The organism is Gordonia sp. IITR100, from assembly GCF_002009645.1.
GTDB lineage: Bacteria > Actinomycetota > Actinomycetes > Mycobacteriales > Mycobacteriaceae > Gordonia > Gordonia hongkongensis.
Genome location: NZ_MVKV01000018.1, coordinates 1 through 16,441, shown reverse-complemented (window position 1 = coordinate 16,441; position 16,441 = coordinate 1). Strand labels below are relative to the sequence as shown.

The window sequence follows — 16,441 nt, the reverse complement described above, 5'->3', positions numbered from 1 at the left end:
CGGGTCAGAGCGAGTTCTCGGCCGCGGCGAGGATCTGTCGCCGAAGGGTCGACGAGGTGTTGGGCAACCACATCGCGCGGACGGGTGCGAACGGCGGATCGGTGAACTCGACGATCCGGATGCGGTTGACGTAGATCCAGCCGGGTTCATTGGTGACGAATGCGCACGCGTCGGGGTGTGCGATCACCGCCGTGTGCGGGGGCGTCCCCAGCAGCGTCGACAGGATGATCTTCGGTTCGAACCCGGCACGCCGACACATGCCGACGAGGATGTCGGTGTACTCGTACTCGTGCTCGGGACCCCAGACGACGATCTCGTAGCCGGCGAGGTCGGCCATGTCGACCCGGTCGTGCGCGGCCAGCGGGTGATCGGCACGCACCGCCAGACGCAGTTCGTGTTGTGTCGCGATGGTGGTGGCCATGTCCGGCGGGGCCGCCACGCCTCGTCCGAGAGCCATGTCGATGGCTCCCGACAGCAACTCGTCGCGGATGAGTTCGGCGAAGACCGGTCGTACCGTGATCGGCACCGACGAGTCGGCGAGCACCACCGGTTCGATGATCCGGAAGACCTCGGAGGAGGCGAGGTCCGGGGCGTGACCGATCACGAACGGCGCAGGCGAGCCGGCGTCCACCCGCCGTACCTGCGTCGCGAGCTGTTCGCCACCGGCCAGCAACGGCACTGCACCACGGTAGAGCGCCTCACCGGCAGGCGTCGGCGTGAGGCTTCGGCGCGACCGCGAGAAGAGCTCCACCCCCAGGTGTCGCTCGAGTTCGCGGATCGCCGAGGAGAGCGCTTGCTGGCTGATGAACAGGTCATCCGCGGCGACACGAAGGCTGGGCGCCTCCATCACCACGACGAACATCCGCAGTCGTCGGAGGTCGATATCACGTAGTCCGGGCTCCCCGGGACCATTCATCAACGATCTCCTGTCAGTTATCCCGATTGATGTGATTGTAGGTTGACCATCGAGCCAATATGCTGGATTCCGCGAGGCCAGGTTCGCGCCGGCCACATCGCATTCGGACTACCTGCTGGGGTCCCTCCCGCGGAGGGGACGGGAGGACCCCAGCAGGCGGCGGCTGATCGGGCCCGATCGGCACGACCGTCTCAGCGCGCATCAGATCGACGGCGATTCTGCCGATTCTTACATCTTTCGCTCCGTTGGGTCATATCGCGGATTTCGAGAAGAAACGATCTTTAATCGTCCTCTAAACTCCGTAACGTGTGTTCGACGATTCTTCGTCGCGACATGCATGCGCGTCACGCGCATCACGAGTGAAAGAGGACGTGGCCATCGAGCACCGACAACGCGGAGACCACGAGGAACGGCCCGCCGCACGTTTCCGGGCTCTTCGCCACGGGCCGGCCACCGATGAGATATCCGGACACCCCCACCTTTTCTACGACAACGCAGATCACGTCCTCAAACAGGTCCGGATGCGCGAATGGCATGTCCGCGTCACCATCGCCGTATTGGTCGCGGTCTGCGGAGCGCTCGGTACGATCGCGCTCTTCACGCCGAGTGGCACACAGGGATCCGTCCCGCGCTCGATCGCCCTCGGCATCGTCGCCGCCACCACGATCCCGATGGCTTTCGTGGTCAGCCGGGTCCACCTCGGCGTGATCTGGTGGACCAAGCAGTCGTCGATAAGGGGGTTCAACACCCTGTTCGTCCTATGGGCCGACGCTGTGCTGACCGTTGCGATCCTCGCCATCTCCGACATCATCCTGGCCCAGTTCTGCGCCGTGATCTTCGCTGTCATCGGGTCATATGTGGCGCATTTCGTCCGGTCCCCGGTCGCGTACGCCCACATGATCTACTCGAGCATCGCGGTCTGCGCGATGGGCCTCATGTCGTGGGCAGATGGCACTCCGGTGTTGAACGTCCTGTTCACCACCCTCGCATTGTTGGTCGTCACCAATGGCACAACGGCCCTTCATCGCAGTTACACATCCGATTTCCAGCGATCGCTGAAACATCAGCTCACCATGGCAAATACCGATTCGCTCACCGGATTGCTGAATCGTCGCGGCTTCATCTACGCGACGACGACAATGCTCCGTCGGAGCCCCGCTCAACCGTTCGCCTTAATCACCGCGGATGTCGACCGGTTCAAGGCCATCAACGACGAACACGGTCACGCGACGGGTGACGACGTCCTGGAGCGGGTCGCGGCGATTCTGCAGGGGGCCACCGACGAGCAGGCCATCGTCGCGCGACTCGGCGGTGACGAGTTCGCGATCGCGACGCTTGCCGACGAGACCTCGGTGCGCGCGCTCGCCGAACGCATCCGCGCGCGGCGCATCACGATCCCCGGTGGTGCGACCGCGACGATGAGCCTGGGGATCGCCGTGGGTGCCACACCAGGCGGCCACATGTCCGCCGACGACGCCGACGCCTTCATCCGGCACGAGTTCGACGTCGCCGACCACGCGCTCTTCGACGCCAAGGCCGCAGGCCGCGACACCTATGTGGTGGCGGGGCGCACCGCGGCCTCCCGGTCCACCGGAGGACGCCCGGCTACAACAGCACGCCCGGGTTCAGCAGACCGTCGGGGTCGAGAGCCTGCTTGATCCGAGCCGTCAGTTCCATGACGTCGGGCCCCACCTGGTCGGGCAGCCAGCCCTTCTTCAGTCGCCCCACCCCGTGCTCGCCGGTGATGGTGCCGCCCAACTCGATCGCGAGGTCCATGATCTGACCGAAGGCGACCTGCGCGCGCTTCGCCTCGTCCACATCGGCGGGGTCGAAGACGATCAGCGGGTGCGTGTTGCCGTCGCCGGCGTGGGCGATCACCGAGATCATCACCCGGTTGCCGGCCGCGATCTCGGCGACACCGTCGATGAGGTCGGGCAACGAGGGCAGCGGTACGCCGACGTCCTCGAGCAGCAACGATCCCAGCTTCTCCACCGCCGGGATCGCCGCGCGGCGGGCCGCGGTGAACGCCTCGCCCTCGACGGGGTCGTCGGTCGCGAAGACCTCGCCGACGCCATTGGACTCGAACGCCTTCCGGATGAACTCGACCTCGGCCGCGCCGGCCGCACCCGGGGCGTCGGACTGGGCGACGAGCAGCGCCCCGGCCTCTCGGTCGAGGCCCATCCGCAACAGGTCCTCGACGGCGTTGATGGCCACCGAGTCCATGAACTCGAGCATCGCGGGACGCATTTCCCCGGTCACCGCCAGCACCGCTCGGCTGGCGTCGTGCACCGAACCGAACACACCGACGACGGTGCTCGCGGGGCCTTGCGGTGGCAACAGCCGCAGGGTGACCTCGGTGATGATCCCGAGCAGCCCCTCGCTGCCCACGAACAGCTTGGTCAGCGGCAGGCCCGCGGAGTCTTTGAGCTGCTTGCCGCCGACGCGTACCGCCCGGCCGTCGGCCAGCACCACCTCCAGGCCCAGGACGTAGTCCGTGGTGACGCCGTACTTGACGCAGCACAGTCCGCCCGCGTTGGTGGCGACATTCCCGCCGATCGAGCAGATCTCGAACGACGACGGGTCCGGCGGATACCACAGCCCCGACGCGGCGGCCGCGGCCTTCACCTCCGAGTTGAACAGTCCGGGTTGGACGACGGCGGTGCGCGTCGCCGGGTCGACGTCGATGTCCCGCATCTTCTCGGTGGACAGCATGATCGCGCCGTCGACCGCCGTCGACCCGCCCGACAGACTGGTACCCGCACCCCGCGTGATGACCGGGACACCGTTGGCGGCACACCAGCGAACGGTGTCCTGCACTTCGGCGGTGGTGGTCGGCCGAACCAGCGCGAGCGGGGTGCCGGCCGTCGGATCGGCGGCACGGTCCTGCCGGTAGCCGGCGAGGATGTCGGCGTCGGTGACCACCATGCCGTCGGGAAGGGAAGCGGCCAGCGAACTCGGGTCGGCACTCATCTGTTCAGAGTATTCGCAGACCGAACGACCACGGTTTCAGATTGATACATGGCCGGAAACGCCGGGCACCGCGACAATGAGCGACGTGAACGATTTCAACGCGACCGTCATCAACGAGTTCCGCTCCAACAACGGGCATGTGGACACCGCCGGCTTTGGCAAGAACCTGGTGCTCCTGCACACGCTGGGCGCCAAGTCCGGCGAGCCGCGGATCAGTCCCCTGTTCGCCCTGCCCGACGCCGACAGCTGGCTGGTGATCGGCTCGTACGCCGGTTCGCCGAAGGCCCCGGCGTGGGTGCACAACCTGCGGGCACATCCCGGATCGGTCGCCGTGGAGGCGCCGGCGGAGAACGGCGTCGAACGGCTCGACACCGCGGTGACCGAAGTCGAGGGTGACGACTGGGAACCCGCGTGGCAGAAGTTCATCTCGGCATCCGAGCAGTTCCTGAAATACACCGAGACCGCGCAGGGCCGGCGGTTCCCGATCTTCCGGCTGACACCGGCTCGCTGACCCCGGCTCGCGGACAACGCAGTTACCGCCGGCCGCCCGCGAACGCCACTACCCTGGCAGGGTGTTCGAGGTTGGCGAGAGCGTGGCCGGCTTCACCATCGACGACTTCCTCGGTGGCGGGGCGAGCGCCGATGTGTTCCGGGTCCATCGCACCGGCGACGACGGGGCCCCGTCGTGCGATGGACCGCTGGCCCTGAAGGTTTTGCACCCGAACGCGTCCGACCACGCGCGGGTCCGGGAGCGCTTCGAGCGGGAATTCGGGATCGCGTCGCTGCTCGATCATCCGCACATCGTGCGCATGATCGAGCACGGCGAGATCGCCTCGCCGCGCGGGTCGCTCGGGCCGCGGCACCTGCCGTCGATGTGGCTGACCATGCAGTACATCGGCGGCCCCGCGGCGACCGCACTCGTCCCCGAGCGCGGCGACGAGCCGGACATGGACACCATCCTGCGGGTGGCGATGCAGATCGCCGATGCGCTGGATCATGCGCATTCGCAGGACATCCTGCATCGCGACGTCAAACCCGCGAACATCCTCCTCTCCCGCACCCCGCGATCTGTGGGTACACCCCTCGACGCCTACCTCTCGGACTTCGGGATCGCCCAGTTCCTCGACGACACCCGTCCACTGGCGCGCAACGGTCGTGTGCAGGGTTCCATCGGCTATGCCTCGCCCGAACTACTGCAGGCCCAGAAGCTCACCCCCGCAACCGATTTCTACGCATTCGCGTGCACGCTCGTCGAACTCATCACGGGCACACCGCCGTATCCGCGGAACACCGCTTTCGCGATCACCTATGCCCACCTCAACGACGACCCGCCGAAACTCACCCGACGCCGCCCCTGGCTGCCGTCGGCGATGAACTCGATCTTCGCCAAGGCGCTGGCGAAGTCACCGGAGGACCGGTATCCCTCGTGCACCGCCCTCGTCGAGATCCTGACCCGGCTCATGCGGGACGTGCCCGTGCCGGAGTCGCCGCAACGCTCGACCTGGTGGCCCCGCGGCCGGTGAGCGGTCAACCCGCCGCGTCATCGATCGTATAGACACGAACAGCGGTGTCGCGGAAGATCTTCCGCAGAGCCTCCGAACCCCACTGGGACAAACAGTCGACGAGCGCGCCGACCAGCACGTCGACCGCGGCGTTGGGCCGGTCGATCGGATAGTTGGACCCGAACATGATGCGGTCCGACCCGAAATGGGTGACGATGTGCTCGACGAAGGGACCGATCATCTCGGCGAGCGTGGCCTGACCGCCGATGTTGCCCCACCGTTCGTGACCGTAACCCAGTATCGGCATCGCCAGACCCGACAGCTTGACGACGACGTTGCGGTGGTTCGCGAGGGTCGTCATCCGTTCTCGCCACAATCGCCAGATGTCCGCGCGCGCAGCGGCTGTCGCGCCGGTGCGGACACCGACGGGACCGAAGACCCCCGCCGGGATGCCGAAGTGGTCGAGGACGATCGTCGTGTCCGGGTACTCCCGGGCCAGCAGGATGACGTCGTACAGCTGATGGGAGTACACCGACGCCTCGAAGACCAGATCGCGGCTCGCGAGTTCGGCGAACCCCTCGAGGAACGCCGTCGAGGACAGCAGGTTGTCGGTGTCCCCGCCGTCGCGGACTCGCGGATCAGGATGTCGGGACGCGACGATGCGGATGCCGCGGAACCGCGGGGAGGCCGCGAACTGTTCGTCGAGCATGGTCGCGAACGTGCGGGTCCGCGGATCGCCGTGCGAGATGACGGCGCCGAGGCGGGGGGTACCGGCCTGGCCGAACGGCAGGCTCTCGAGATATCGGGTCTCCTCGACGGCGGTGCTGTCCACCGGGGGCTCCGCGGCGTCGGCGACCTCGCGGCGCCAATGCGACTCGACGTGCACCACCGTGTCGATCGGTACCCCCACCACGGTCGGCACCAGCGCCGCATCGGTGGCGTACTGGCGCGGCTCGTAGGCCCGGGCCACGGTGCGCGGGGTCAGGATGTACTCGCGGTCGGCGCGCGAGACCACGAGCGGAAACACCCGGTCGCCCAAGGTGGGGACGAACCCGTACAGCCGCGACGCCCGCGTCGCCGCCCACGGGGTGCGCCGCGGGTTCCAGTGCTGCACATGGGCATCAACGATGCCCGTGAGGACCCCTTCGAGGGACGTCATCCCCGTACCTTGCCATACCTCATCACTGTCCGACATGGGATGCCGGATCCTGAATTGTGACGTGTTGAAGGACTAGTGTGGGTCTCTTGAACCGGGTGGGGAGACGAGCCGCGACGGAGGTGTGATCTTTTCGAGATGGCGACACATACGCGCCACGCGCTGCATCAGCTGCGGACGGCTGTCAATCGACAGCCCGACCGGTTCGTCACCAACGTCTACACCCGGATGTTTGCGATCGATCCCGACCTGCGTGACCTGTTCGGGGTGTCGATGGCGGCCCAGCGAGTGGCCTTCCATCGGGTCATCGACCATGTGCTGGAAGCGATCCCGGCCGAGTCGGGTCACGCCGAACTCGTGGAGTTCCTCGCGCAGCTCGGACGCGACCATCGCAAGTTCGGGGTCGAGCCCGAGCATTACCACGTGATGTACGCCGCCCTGATGGGCGAGTTCGGCAGCCTCATGGCCGGTTACTGGGACGCCGAGACCGAACAGACCGTCTCGCAGGCGATGATGCTGGTCACCGGGGTCATGCGGGGCGCGGCCGAGAGCGCGACCCATCCTGCGCGCTGGACCGCCGAGGTCGTCGAGAAGTACCGGATCACCCGGGACCTCGCGGTCGTCCGACTCCTCGCCCACTCGCCGCTCACGTTCAACACGGGCCAGTACCTCGAGGTGCACACCCCGCAATGGCCCAAGCAGTGGCGCAATCTGTCCCCCGCCATCCCGCCCAACCCGGCCGGTGAACTGGAGTTCCACGTGCGTGCGATCCCCCGTGGAACGGTCAGCACCGCGATCGTGAGCGAGACCAGCATCGGCGATGTGTGGACCCTCGCCCAGGGGCACGGGACGCTTCACGTCGACCGCGACAGCAAGGTCCTCATGGTGGCGGGCGGGACCGGGCTCGCACCGCTGCGGGCGTTGTTGATCGAGATGTCCATGCGCGCGGATTCGCCGGAGACGCACATCTTCTACGGCATGCGCTACCCGGGCGAGCTCTACGACCTGACCGTCCTGCGCCGCATCGCGTCGACCAATCCCTGGCTGCGGGTCACCGCCGTGTCCCAGGAGGAGAGCGATCCGTGGTGGATCAACGCGGTGGCGACACCCGCCGAGCTCGGCATCGACCACGAGATCGGCACCCTCGCCGACGTCGTGGCCCGGTCCGGTGACTGGCAGGACCGTCAGGTGCTCATCGCGGGATCACCGCAGATGATCGAGAACACCCGACGCACGCTGATCATCGCGGGCGTCCGGGCCAGCCGCATCCAGCACGACCCGGTGTTCTGAGCCGGCACAAGAGTTGACTTCCCCGAACCGGTTGCAGCTCAGGGGACTTCGAGGCTCGGCTCGCCGCCGGCCGGAGCCGTGACCGTTTCGGTCTCGGTCACGGTGTACGTCTCGGGAGCCGACTCGGTCACCGTCTCCGTTCGAGTGACCGGACGCGGGGTGCTGGTGACCGTCGTCGTGCGGACGGAGGTCTCAGTCTCGGTCTCGGTGACCGTCGCCTCCTGGGTCGAGGTGACCGCTGCCGGTGTCTCGGTCACGGTGACGGGCGCGGGTTCGGCGACCGTCGACTCGGCGGTGACGATCAGCGTCATCCCGACGGCGGCCAGGAACACGGCCGCGCCGATGGCGGCGCCGACGAACCACCAGCGACGTCCCGTCGACGTCCGCGGGGCGACGGGGGGTGCTGCCGCGGCTACCACCGCGGCGTCGGCCGCACCGAGGGCCGAGGCCAGCGCCGGGTTGTCCGCGACGGTGACGGGGCGTTGCGCCGCGTACTCGAAGGCCGGCGCGATGCCGGGGAGTTGCGCGCCGGGGCCGACCACGATGACCGACGTGATGTCACGCCCGCGCGGCAGGCGGGTGACCGCCGTCGCGAGCCGGGTCGCCGCGTCGGGGTCGGTGACCGAGGCGATCTCGCCCGGCGCGAAGTCGGTCGTGCCGAGGACGGCGCCGGAAGACGTGTCGACAGTGGCGAGGGTCGTGCCGGCGGCCGGCGCGGCATCGCGATCCAGGTCGACGACGGCCACCACCCCACCGCGCGTCGCATGCGTGCATGCGATCTCGGCGAGTGCGGCGGCATAGCCGGTGACGACGACCTTCTCCGTCCACGACGGCCCGGTGCCGGCGCCCGGCGCGAAGGCCCGTGCCAGGTGGTCGCGGACGTCTGCGCGGGACGCCGAGATGCCGATGCGGTCGACCTCCACAGGGACGGAATCGACGAGTTCGAGGATCGCGGCCTCGGCACCGGCCGCCGACGCGTCCGGGAGGTCGACGAGATTGCTCGCCAGGACATGGCCGTCGGCGTCGCGGACCACCGAGCTGATCTGGTCGTCGACGACGGAGATACCCAGGACCACGAACCCTGGCATCGGACCGTTTGCCGGTACCTCGGACATGGTTCACCTCCCGTCGCCGACCTTGCTGTGGCGTTCTGACCCGCAAGCCTAGCGGCTGACGCGAGGACCGGGGCATCCGGCTGTGTCCGGCGGCCGGCTCAGATCGACTCGGCAGCGTGCTGGGTGTACGCGGCATCGCGGACCGCCTCGTCGGTTTCCAGGCCGGCGCCCAGGGCACCGCCGACGGTCGCGAGGGAGCACGTCAGCCAGGCGACCTCCAGATAGTCGGTGAAACCGGCCGGGTGGCCGAGCGTCGCACCGAAGACCTGCGGCACCACCAGGCACAGTGCGCCGAGGGCGGACAATACGAACAGCGCCGCGTAGAAGGCGCCGACGCCGAGGACCACCGTGATCACGGTGACGATGTTGAACAGCGCCACCTGTTCGCGCGTCTGACGGGAGGTGCCACGTTCCCACAGGTCGGCGCCGATGATCAGCGTCGCGGTGATTGCGATGATCGAGCCGAGCGCCACCCCGGTCAGGCGAATCCCACCGAAAGTGTCTGCGAGAAGCCAGATGTCGGCGGTGACGAGTGCGAAGACCCCGGCCGCTATCGCCCCGGTGAGGGCGCGGGTGAGCCCGAGTGCGAGCCGCCACGGCCGATTGGCCCGCACCATGCCCGTGAGCAGACGCAGATTGCCCGTCAGCACGCGGGCGGTGAACGCGGTGCCCTCGTCCTCGACGTCGGTCCCGAGTTGACGGACACGGTGGCGCAGCGCCGATCGCGTCGGCGACTTCTGGTGTTCGCGGAGGTCGTCGGCGTCGGCACCGAGGAGCTGGCCGACCAGCCCGGTGATGATCCCGCGCGTCCGCTGCCGCACCCCGGTCGCGCCGAGGGCGGGCACCGAGAGCACCGCCACTCCGTGGACCGCGTTGGCGTGCGCCACCACCGGGCGTTTGCCGACGTGCAGCGGCAGGTCGGTCAGACAGACCACCAGATCCCACTCGCGTTCGAGCAGTAGGTCTCTCGTTGCATCCACGATCTCGGCATCACCCGCGGGCGGTTGCACGAGTCCGGCCTCGACGAGTTCGACCTGCCAGCGTGCGCCCGGGAAGTTCGTCTGGACATGGTCGGAGAGGTTGTCGTCGACGAGTTTGCGCGCCAGGCCGATCGCCTGGCCCGGCGCGGCGACGACACCGAGGACGACGACGGGTTCATCCGAGGCGTCGGACTCGGTCGACGTACCGGTGGCGGAGTCCATCGGCGGTCCGGCTCAGGCGAACCGGGCCGCGAGGGCCCGCAGGGTGCCCTCGATCCCCTTGCCGTTCTTCTTGTCGTAGCCGATGAGTTCCATGATCTTCGGTACCCGGAGCGTCGAGTAGTCGAAGGTCTCGGTGACCGCGGTCGTGGTCGGTGACGTCGACTCGAGTTCCCACCGCCAGCGGTGCCCCATCGGGTGCTGCCATTCGACGACCCGACCGGGTTCGAAGTCGGTGACGGTCGAGGTGATCTTGTACGGCACGCCGTACTGCTTCATCCCGACGCTGAAACGCGCCCCACGGGTCAGCGTCTCGGGCCCGTCCACAGGGGTGTCGCGGACCGTGCCGGAACCGTCGAGCTCCGGATGCCGATGCGGATTCGACACGAGCGCGAACACATCGGCGGCCGGGGCGTTCACGACGACCCGGCGCGAGACCTTGTGCGGGCCGGAGTCGACGGTGGTGACGGGTTCAGAAGCCATACGCTCAACGTTACGCACGTCCGTGGGCTCGCGTCGAAACCACGTCAGTCGGTGGTGCGTTTGCGTCGCGGCTGCCAGACGACCAGGGCGTTGGTGCGCGGCACCGGGACGAGTTCGCCGCCGCGGCGGGTCCGCGACGCTTGCACCTCGTCGGTCAGCTCGCGCACGCGGTGCTGGAGCGCCTCGACCTGATTGCTCAGGTCGATGATGCGTTTGATGCCCGCGAGGTTGACGCCTTCCTCCTGCGAGAGACGCTGGATCTCGCGCAGGAGTTCGACGTCGCGGGACGAGTAGCGGCGACCACCGCCACTCGTCCGTTGCGGGGTGACCAGACCCAGGCGGTCATAGGTCCGCAGGGTCTGGGCGTGCATGCCGGCGAGTTCGGCGGCCACCGAGATCAGGAAGGTCGCGCCATCACCGTCGAAGTTGCTCGCACCGGCCATCACTCATCGCCCCCAGTCCGCCCGCGGGTCGAAACCGCTTGCCCGCTCGGCCTGGTCGTAGGCGCGCATCGCCTCGACCGCGGCCTCGTCGAGCTTGTTCGGAACCGCGACCTTGACGGTGACGAGCAGGTCGCCCGCCCCGCCGGAGCGCTTGGGCACCCCACGACCGCGCACGCGCAGCGTGCGGCCGTCGGTGGTGTTCGGCGGGATCTTCACCCCGACCGAACCCTCCAGGGTCGGAACCGAGACCGTCGCTCCGAGAACGAGTTCGGAAATCCGCACCGGCAGCTGCACTCGAAGGTCGTTGCCGCTGCGGGTGAACTGCTTGTGCGGGGTCACGTGCACGACGACGTAGAGGTCACCCGACGGGGCGCCACGACGACCGGCCTCGCCCTGCCCGGCGAGCCGGATGCGTTGACCGTCCTCGACGCCGGCGGGGATCCGGACGTTGATGGTGCGCGCCCGGACCTTCACGCCGCTGCCGTCGCAATCGGTGCACGGGTCGTCGATCCGCGACCCGGTGCCCTGGCAGTCCTGGCAGGGCTCGCTGAATCCGAACGCGCCCTGGTTGCGGCTCACGAACCCGGAACCGTTGCAGTTCGCGCACACCCGCGGACTGGTCCCGGGCTTGGCGCCTGAGCCGTGGCAGGTGGTGCAGGGCGACGGACTGGTCACCCGCAGGGGGACGGTCGTGCCGAGCGCGGCGTCGGAGAACGAGAGCGTCGTCTCGGTCTCGAGGTCCTTGCCACGACGCGGCCGGCTCGCCGTCGAAGTACGTTGCGTTCCGCCGCCGCGGTTGAACAGGCCGTCGAAGATGTCGCCAAAACCGCCACCGCCGCCCCCGGTCTGCGCCCCGCCGAACAGATCGCCGAGGTCGAAGTCGCCACCGCCGCCGGTGGTGTAGGTGGTTCCGCCGCCGGGGAAGCCACCCGGGAAGCCGTTGCCGCCGCCGCGGAATCGTCCGCCGGCGAACATGGCGCGTGTCTCGTCGTATTCCTTGCGCTTCTCGGCATCGCCGAGGACGCTGTGGGCTTCGGACACCCGCTTGAAGCGCTCTTCGGCCGCGCTGTCACCCGGATTCGCATCAGGATGCAGCTCGCGCGCGAGCTTGCGGTAGGCCTTCTTGATCTCTTCAGCCGAAGCGTCAGAAGCAACGCCCAGGTCCTTGTAGAAGTCGTGTTCTAACCACTCACGTTGTGGTGCCACCAGACGTCACCTCCTTGAGTTCTGTTGTCTGGATTGATGTTTCAGTTGGGGCCACCCTCTCCCTGGGGTGCGAGCCGACCACCTGCTCCTGAGGTGCGAGCCGACCACCTGCTCCCTGAGGTGCGAGCCGACCACCTGCTCCCTGAGGTGCGAGCGAAGCGAGCCACGAAGGGTTCGTCGCCCTTCGTGGCTCGTCGCTTGCGCTCCTCGCACCTCAGGGATCAGTGGTGAGTTCGCCCACTCAGGATCGAGCGACGGTCGTTCTATTGTGCACCGGGCGCGTCGCCCGCGGGAGCGGGATCGGTGACCGTCACCATCGCGGTGCGGATCACCTTCTCGCCCAGGCGGTAGCCGCATCGGTACACCGATCCGATCACCGGATGTGCCCCGGTGCCGTCGTGCTGCACGGCTTCGTGGAGTTCGGGATCGAACTCGTCACCCGCCGCACCGAAGGCCACGAGACCTTCGGCGGCCAGCACACCGGTCAGCTTGTCGGCGACCGAACGCAGCGGACCGCTGTCGAGGTCGCCGTGTTCACGGGCACGGTCGAGATCGTCGATGATCGGCAGCAGCTTGTCGATCAGGATCTGCTTGCCGTAGGCGACCGAACCCTGCTTCTCCTCGGCGGCACGCCGCCGGAAGTTGGCGAACTGGGCGCGTTCTCGCTGCAGGTCGGCCGTCAGCTCGGCGACGCGGGCATCCGGTTCGTCGGCTGCGGCGTCCGGCTGCTCCTCGGTGGCCTGTGACATGTCGGTCTGCTCGTCGACGACCGGTCCGGCATCGGCCGGGCCGGGTCCGGCGGCCGGCTCGTCGCGCACCTCACCCGTCTCCGGGTCGATACGACGACGGTCGGTCACCGTCACCGGCTCCTCGCCGGACCCATTCGACGAATGGGCTCCTGCGGTCACTTGTTCTCCTTCGAGTCGGCATCGTCGACGACCTCGGCGTCGACGACGTCGGGATCGCTGTCGGCCGCGGCGGACTCACCGTTGGGGGACTCGGCAGCGGCGTTGGCGTAGATCGCCTGGCCGAGGGCCTGCGACTCCTCCGACAGCTTCTCGATCGCGGACTTGATCGCCGCGGTGTCGTTGCCCTTGAGCGCTTCCTGCGCCCCGGCGACGGCCGCCTCGACCTTCTCCTTCAGCTCCGCCGGGACCTTGTCCTCGTTCTCCTTGAGGAACTTCTCGGTCTGGTGGACCAGCGACTCCGCCTGGTTGCGGGTCTCGGCCTCCTCGCGGCGCTTGCGGTCCTCGTCGGCGTGCGCCTCCGCGTCCTTGATCATGCGGTCGATCTCGTCCTTGCTCAGGCCCGAACCGTCCTGGATGCGGATCGAGTTCTCCTTGCCGGTGCCCTTGTCCTTCGCGGTGACGTGCACGATGCCGTTGGCGTCGATGTCGAAGGTCACCTCGATCTGCGGGACACCCTGCGGGGCCGGAGCGATGCCGCCGAGCTCGAAGCTGCCGAGCAGCTTGTTGTGCGAGGCGATCTCGCGCTCACCCTGATAGACCTGGATCTGCACCGACGGCTGGTTGTCCTCAGCGGTCGTGTAGGTCTCCGACCGCTTGGTCGGGATCGTGGTGTTGCGCTCGATCAGCTTGTGCATCACGCCGCCCTTGGTCTCGATACCGAGGGAGAGCGGGGTGACGTCGAGCAGCAGCACGTCCTTGACCTCACCGCGGAGCACACCGGCCTGCAGTGCGGCGCCGACGGCGACGACCTCGTCCGGGTTGACGCCCTTGTTGGGCTCGCGGCCACCGGTCAGTTCCTTCACCAGGTCGGTGACGGCCGGCATACGGGTCGAACCACCGACGAGCACGACGTGGTCGATGTCGCCGACGGAGATGCCCGCATCCTTGATGACGGCCTGGAACGGTGCGCGGGTGCGCTCCAGCAGATCAGAGGTGATCTTCTGGAACTCGCTGCGCGAGAGCTGCTCGTCGAGGAACAGCGGGTTCTTGTCGGCGTCGACGGTGATGTAGGGCAGGTTGATCGAGGTGCTCTGCGAGCTCGAGAGTTCGATCTTCGCCTTCTCGGCGGCCTCACGGAGACGCTGCAGGGCCATCTTGTCCTTGGTCAGATCGATGCCGTTCTGGCTCTTGAACTTCTCGACGAGCCAGTCGACGACGCGCTGATCCCAGTCGTCACCACCGAGGTGGTTGTCACCGGAGGTCGCACGGACCTCGACCACGCCGTCGCCGATCTCGAGCAGCGAGACGTCGAAGGTACCGCCACCGAGGTCGAAGACCAGGATGGTCTGTTCCTTCTCACCCTTGTCGAGCCCGTAGGCCAGGGCGGCCGCGGTCGGCTCGTTGACGATGCGGAGCACGTTGAGGCCGGCGATCTGGCCGGCTTCCTTGGTGGCCTGACGCTGCGCGTCGTTGAAGTACGCCGGGACGGTGATGACCGCGTCGGTCACGTCCTCACCCAGGTACGACTCGGCGTCGCGCTTGAGCTTCATGAGCGTGCGCGCGCTGATCTCCTGCGGGGTGTACTTCTTGTCGTCGATCTCGACGGTCCAGTCGCCCTCGCCCATGTGGCGCTTGACGGAGCGGATGGTGCGGTCGACGTTGGTGACCGCCTGGTTCTTGGCGGGCTGACCGACCAGCACCTCGCCGTTACGCGCGAACGCGACCACCGACGGTGTGGTCCGCGCGCCTTCGGCGTTGGCGATGACAGCGGCTTCGCCGCCTTCGAGCACGGCCACCACCGAGTTGGTGGTACCGAGGTCGATTCCAACAGCACGAGACATGTTTGGCTTCCTCCTAGTTTGCGGGTGTGCACCCGAGTCCTTGTCCCGAGGTCTCGCGACCGCGGGGATGTCGTGGCGAAACTCTGCGGGACCGGACTTCAGTGCGTCCGACTCATGTCCTACTGAAAAAGTAGATCCGAGTCAAACCGACTTGAGTCTTCGTCGCTCAGGTTTCTCGAAGTGTGTAACGGGGGTGGTCGACGGATTGTTCCCTGGTCGGCCAAAAAAGTTGAGCGGAGTTCGCTCAATGTCGGCCGGGGCCTCAAACGCGTATGACGTTGCGCCCGGTTTCCGGGCACAACGTCATACGGATGCGTGGCTTCTTCGACCTCGCCATCGCCGGGGCCCCGGCCCCGCAACTTCCACGGTGGTCAGTACGCCACCACCCCCAACACGCTGCGCCTCCGTTACCCATCGGTCCCGGTCGCGTGGGGGCTACGGTCGATACATCCCCTCGACGCGGAGGCGGCGATGACCAAGACCACACCGAACGATCCGCGATGGGTGCCGTGGCGGGTCGCGCCGACGTCGGGCTTCGAGGTCGACGACCCGACCGGGCGTGGCGAGGTCGAGATCGCGCAGATCGACGAGCGACAGTTTCTCGTGCGCAACGCCTTCCGGTTCTCCGATCCCGCGGTCGAGGAGTACCTGGTAACACAACTGGTCGAGCGAGGACAGACGGAAGCCGATGCGCGGGGCGCCGTCGACGCGGCCCGCGCGTTTGTGCCCGGCGACGACAACCCCACCGACCTCGCCTCGATCCCCCGATTCCTGCGCTGGTTCGAGAACCCTTACGGCAGACACTCACTCGCGGCGCTCATCCACGACGAGCTCATCACGGGCACCGTCAACTCCGGCGCGCTCGGGAGTGACACCCTGTCCGACCGGTTCTTCCGCGAGATGATGCGGGCGTCCGGCGTCCCCTGGCTCAAGCGGTGGATCATGTGGTCGGCCGTGGCACTTCGCACGCGATGGGTCGCCGGCGGATGGCGACGTCTCAGTGTGGTCGGGTGGCTGGTGCTGAGCCTCGTCGGCATCTGCGCGGCGGTCGGTTCGAGCGGGGCGCTGCTGTTCGATTGGTCGTGGCCGACATCATCGCCGGCGGTCTCTCTCCTGCTCTCCCTGCTGATGATCTTCGTCGCCGCGCCGCTGTGGGGGCGCCAGTGGGCGGCGAGTCTCGTTGCGGCCGTGGCCGCCTTGTGGGTCCTGCCCGCCGCGATCGTGGCCTACTTCGCCTATGCGCTGTATCTGTTGTCGGAGAGGATCGCTCGCACCGTCGGGCTCACGTAGCGGCTCGGCCGAGCATTCTTGTCGGTGGTCGGGTCTACCTTGGACGTATCAGTTGAACCGGTCAACCAGGCCGGGTGGCAACGACTTCGGGGGGAGTCACTGTGGGGGCATGGACGGATCTG

General features: G+C 67.7%; 14 protein-coding genes and 1 pseudogene. 5 read left to right on the top strand and 10 right to left on the bottom strand.

All coding sequences use genetic code 11. The annotated features are described in order from the left end of the window. Positions 1-4: 4 nt before the first annotated feature. The gene (locus B1818_RS19705) at positions 5-916 is read right to left on the bottom strand and encodes a LysR family transcriptional regulator (protein WP_065632460.1); all 912 of its coding nucleotides are present in this window, start codon (positions 914-916) and stop codon (positions 5-7) included. Positions 917-1,287: 371 nt separating this feature from the next. On the opposite strand from B1818_RS19705, the gene B1818_RS19700 reads away from it, so the two are divergent. Then, a complete protein-coding gene (locus B1818_RS19700; protein ID WP_242697037.1) occupies positions 1,288-2,574 on the top strand; it encodes a diguanylate cyclase in 1,287 nt (428 codons plus the stop codon). Here B1818_RS19700 and B1818_RS19695 read toward each other — a convergent pair. Continuing rightward, positions 2,522-3,886: an FAD-binding oxidoreductase gene (locus tag B1818_RS19695; RefSeq protein WP_078113730.1), complete on the bottom strand. Its 1,365-nt coding sequence runs from the start codon at positions 3,884-3,886 to the stop codon at positions 2,522-2,524. The two genes, B1818_RS19700 and B1818_RS19695, sit on opposite strands and share 53 nt — an antisense overlap. Before the next feature lie 85 nt (positions 3,887-3,971). Here B1818_RS19695 and B1818_RS19690 point away from each other — a divergent pair, with 85 nt between their 5' ends. Beyond that, positions 3,972-4,397 carry a nitroreductase/quinone reductase family protein gene (locus B1818_RS19690; protein WP_078113789.1) on the top strand — a complete coding sequence of 142 codons (426 nt, stop codon included), beginning with the start codon at positions 3,972-3,974 and terminating at the stop codon, positions 4,395-4,397. A gap of 61 nt (positions 4,398-4,458) precedes the next feature. Next, positions 4,459-5,409, top strand: a complete 951-nt coding sequence (locus B1818_RS19685; RefSeq protein ID WP_058249672.1) for a serine/threonine-protein kinase — start codon at positions 4,459-4,461, stop codon at positions 5,407-5,409. Positions 5,410-5,413: 4 nt separating this feature from the next. Here B1818_RS19685 and B1818_RS19680 read toward each other — a convergent pair whose 3' ends face one another. Further along, entirely contained in the window at positions 5,414-6,547 is a 1,134-nt protein-coding gene (locus B1818_RS19680; RefSeq protein WP_078113729.1) for an amidohydrolase, read from the bottom strand. 123 nt (positions 6,548-6,670) lie between these two features. Here B1818_RS19680 and B1818_RS19675 point away from each other — a divergent pair. Continuing rightward, positions 6,671-7,834 (top strand): annotated as a pseudogene (locus B1818_RS19675) (FAD-binding oxidoreductase); the annotation flags it as partial. Positions 7,835-7,872: 38 nt separating this feature from the next. Here B1818_RS19675 and B1818_RS19670 read toward each other — a convergent pair. From B1818_RS19670 to dnaK, 7 genes are all read right to left on the bottom strand, one after another. After that, positions 7,873-8,949 (bottom strand): hypothetical protein, encoded by a 1,077-nt coding sequence (locus B1818_RS19670; protein ID WP_078113728.1) that lies wholly within the window; start codon positions 8,947-8,949, stop codon positions 7,873-7,875. Between the two features lie 98 nt (positions 8,950-9,047). Beyond that, the gene (locus B1818_RS19665) at positions 9,048-10,151 is read right to left on the bottom strand and encodes a hypothetical protein (RefSeq protein WP_078113727.1); all 1,104 of its coding nucleotides are present in this window, start codon (positions 10,149-10,151) and stop codon (positions 9,048-9,050) included. 12 nt (positions 10,152-10,163) lie between these two features. Beyond that, positions 10,164-10,631 carry an SRPBCC family protein gene (locus tag B1818_RS19660; RefSeq protein WP_058249667.1) on the bottom strand — a complete coding sequence of 156 codons (468 nt, stop codon included), beginning with the start codon at positions 10,629-10,631 and terminating at the stop codon, positions 10,164-10,166. Positions 10,632-10,675: 44 nt separating this feature from the next. After that, complete coding sequence (locus tag B1818_RS19655) at positions 10,676-11,074, bottom strand: heat shock protein transcriptional repressor HspR (protein ID WP_058249934.1); 399 nt, start codon at positions 11,072-11,074, stop codon at positions 10,676-10,678. A gap of 3 nt (positions 11,075-11,077) precedes the next feature. Continuing rightward, a complete protein-coding gene (gene dnaJ / locus B1818_RS19650) occupies positions 11,078-12,280 on the bottom strand; it encodes a molecular chaperone DnaJ (protein WP_058249666.1) in 1,203 nt (400 codons plus the stop codon). Between the two features lie 263 nt (positions 12,281-12,543). After that, on the bottom strand, positions 12,544-13,188 hold the full coding sequence (grpE, locus tag B1818_RS19645; protein ID WP_058249665.1) for a nucleotide exchange factor GrpE: 645 nt from the start codon (positions 13,186-13,188) through the stop codon (positions 12,544-12,546). Further along, on the bottom strand, positions 13,185-15,029 hold the full coding sequence (gene dnaK / locus B1818_RS19640) for a molecular chaperone DnaK (protein WP_058249664.1): 1,845 nt from the start codon (positions 15,027-15,029) through the stop codon (positions 13,185-13,187). The genes grpE and dnaK overlap by 4 nt, the downstream gene beginning before the upstream one ends. 471 nt (positions 15,030-15,500) lie before the next feature. On the opposite strand from dnaK, the gene B1818_RS19635 reads away from it, so the two are divergent. Beyond that, entirely contained in the window at positions 15,501-16,319 is an 819-nt protein-coding gene (locus B1818_RS19635; RefSeq protein ID WP_078113726.1) for a DUF1353 domain-containing protein, read from the top strand. Positions 16,320-16,441: the final 122 nt, after the last annotated feature.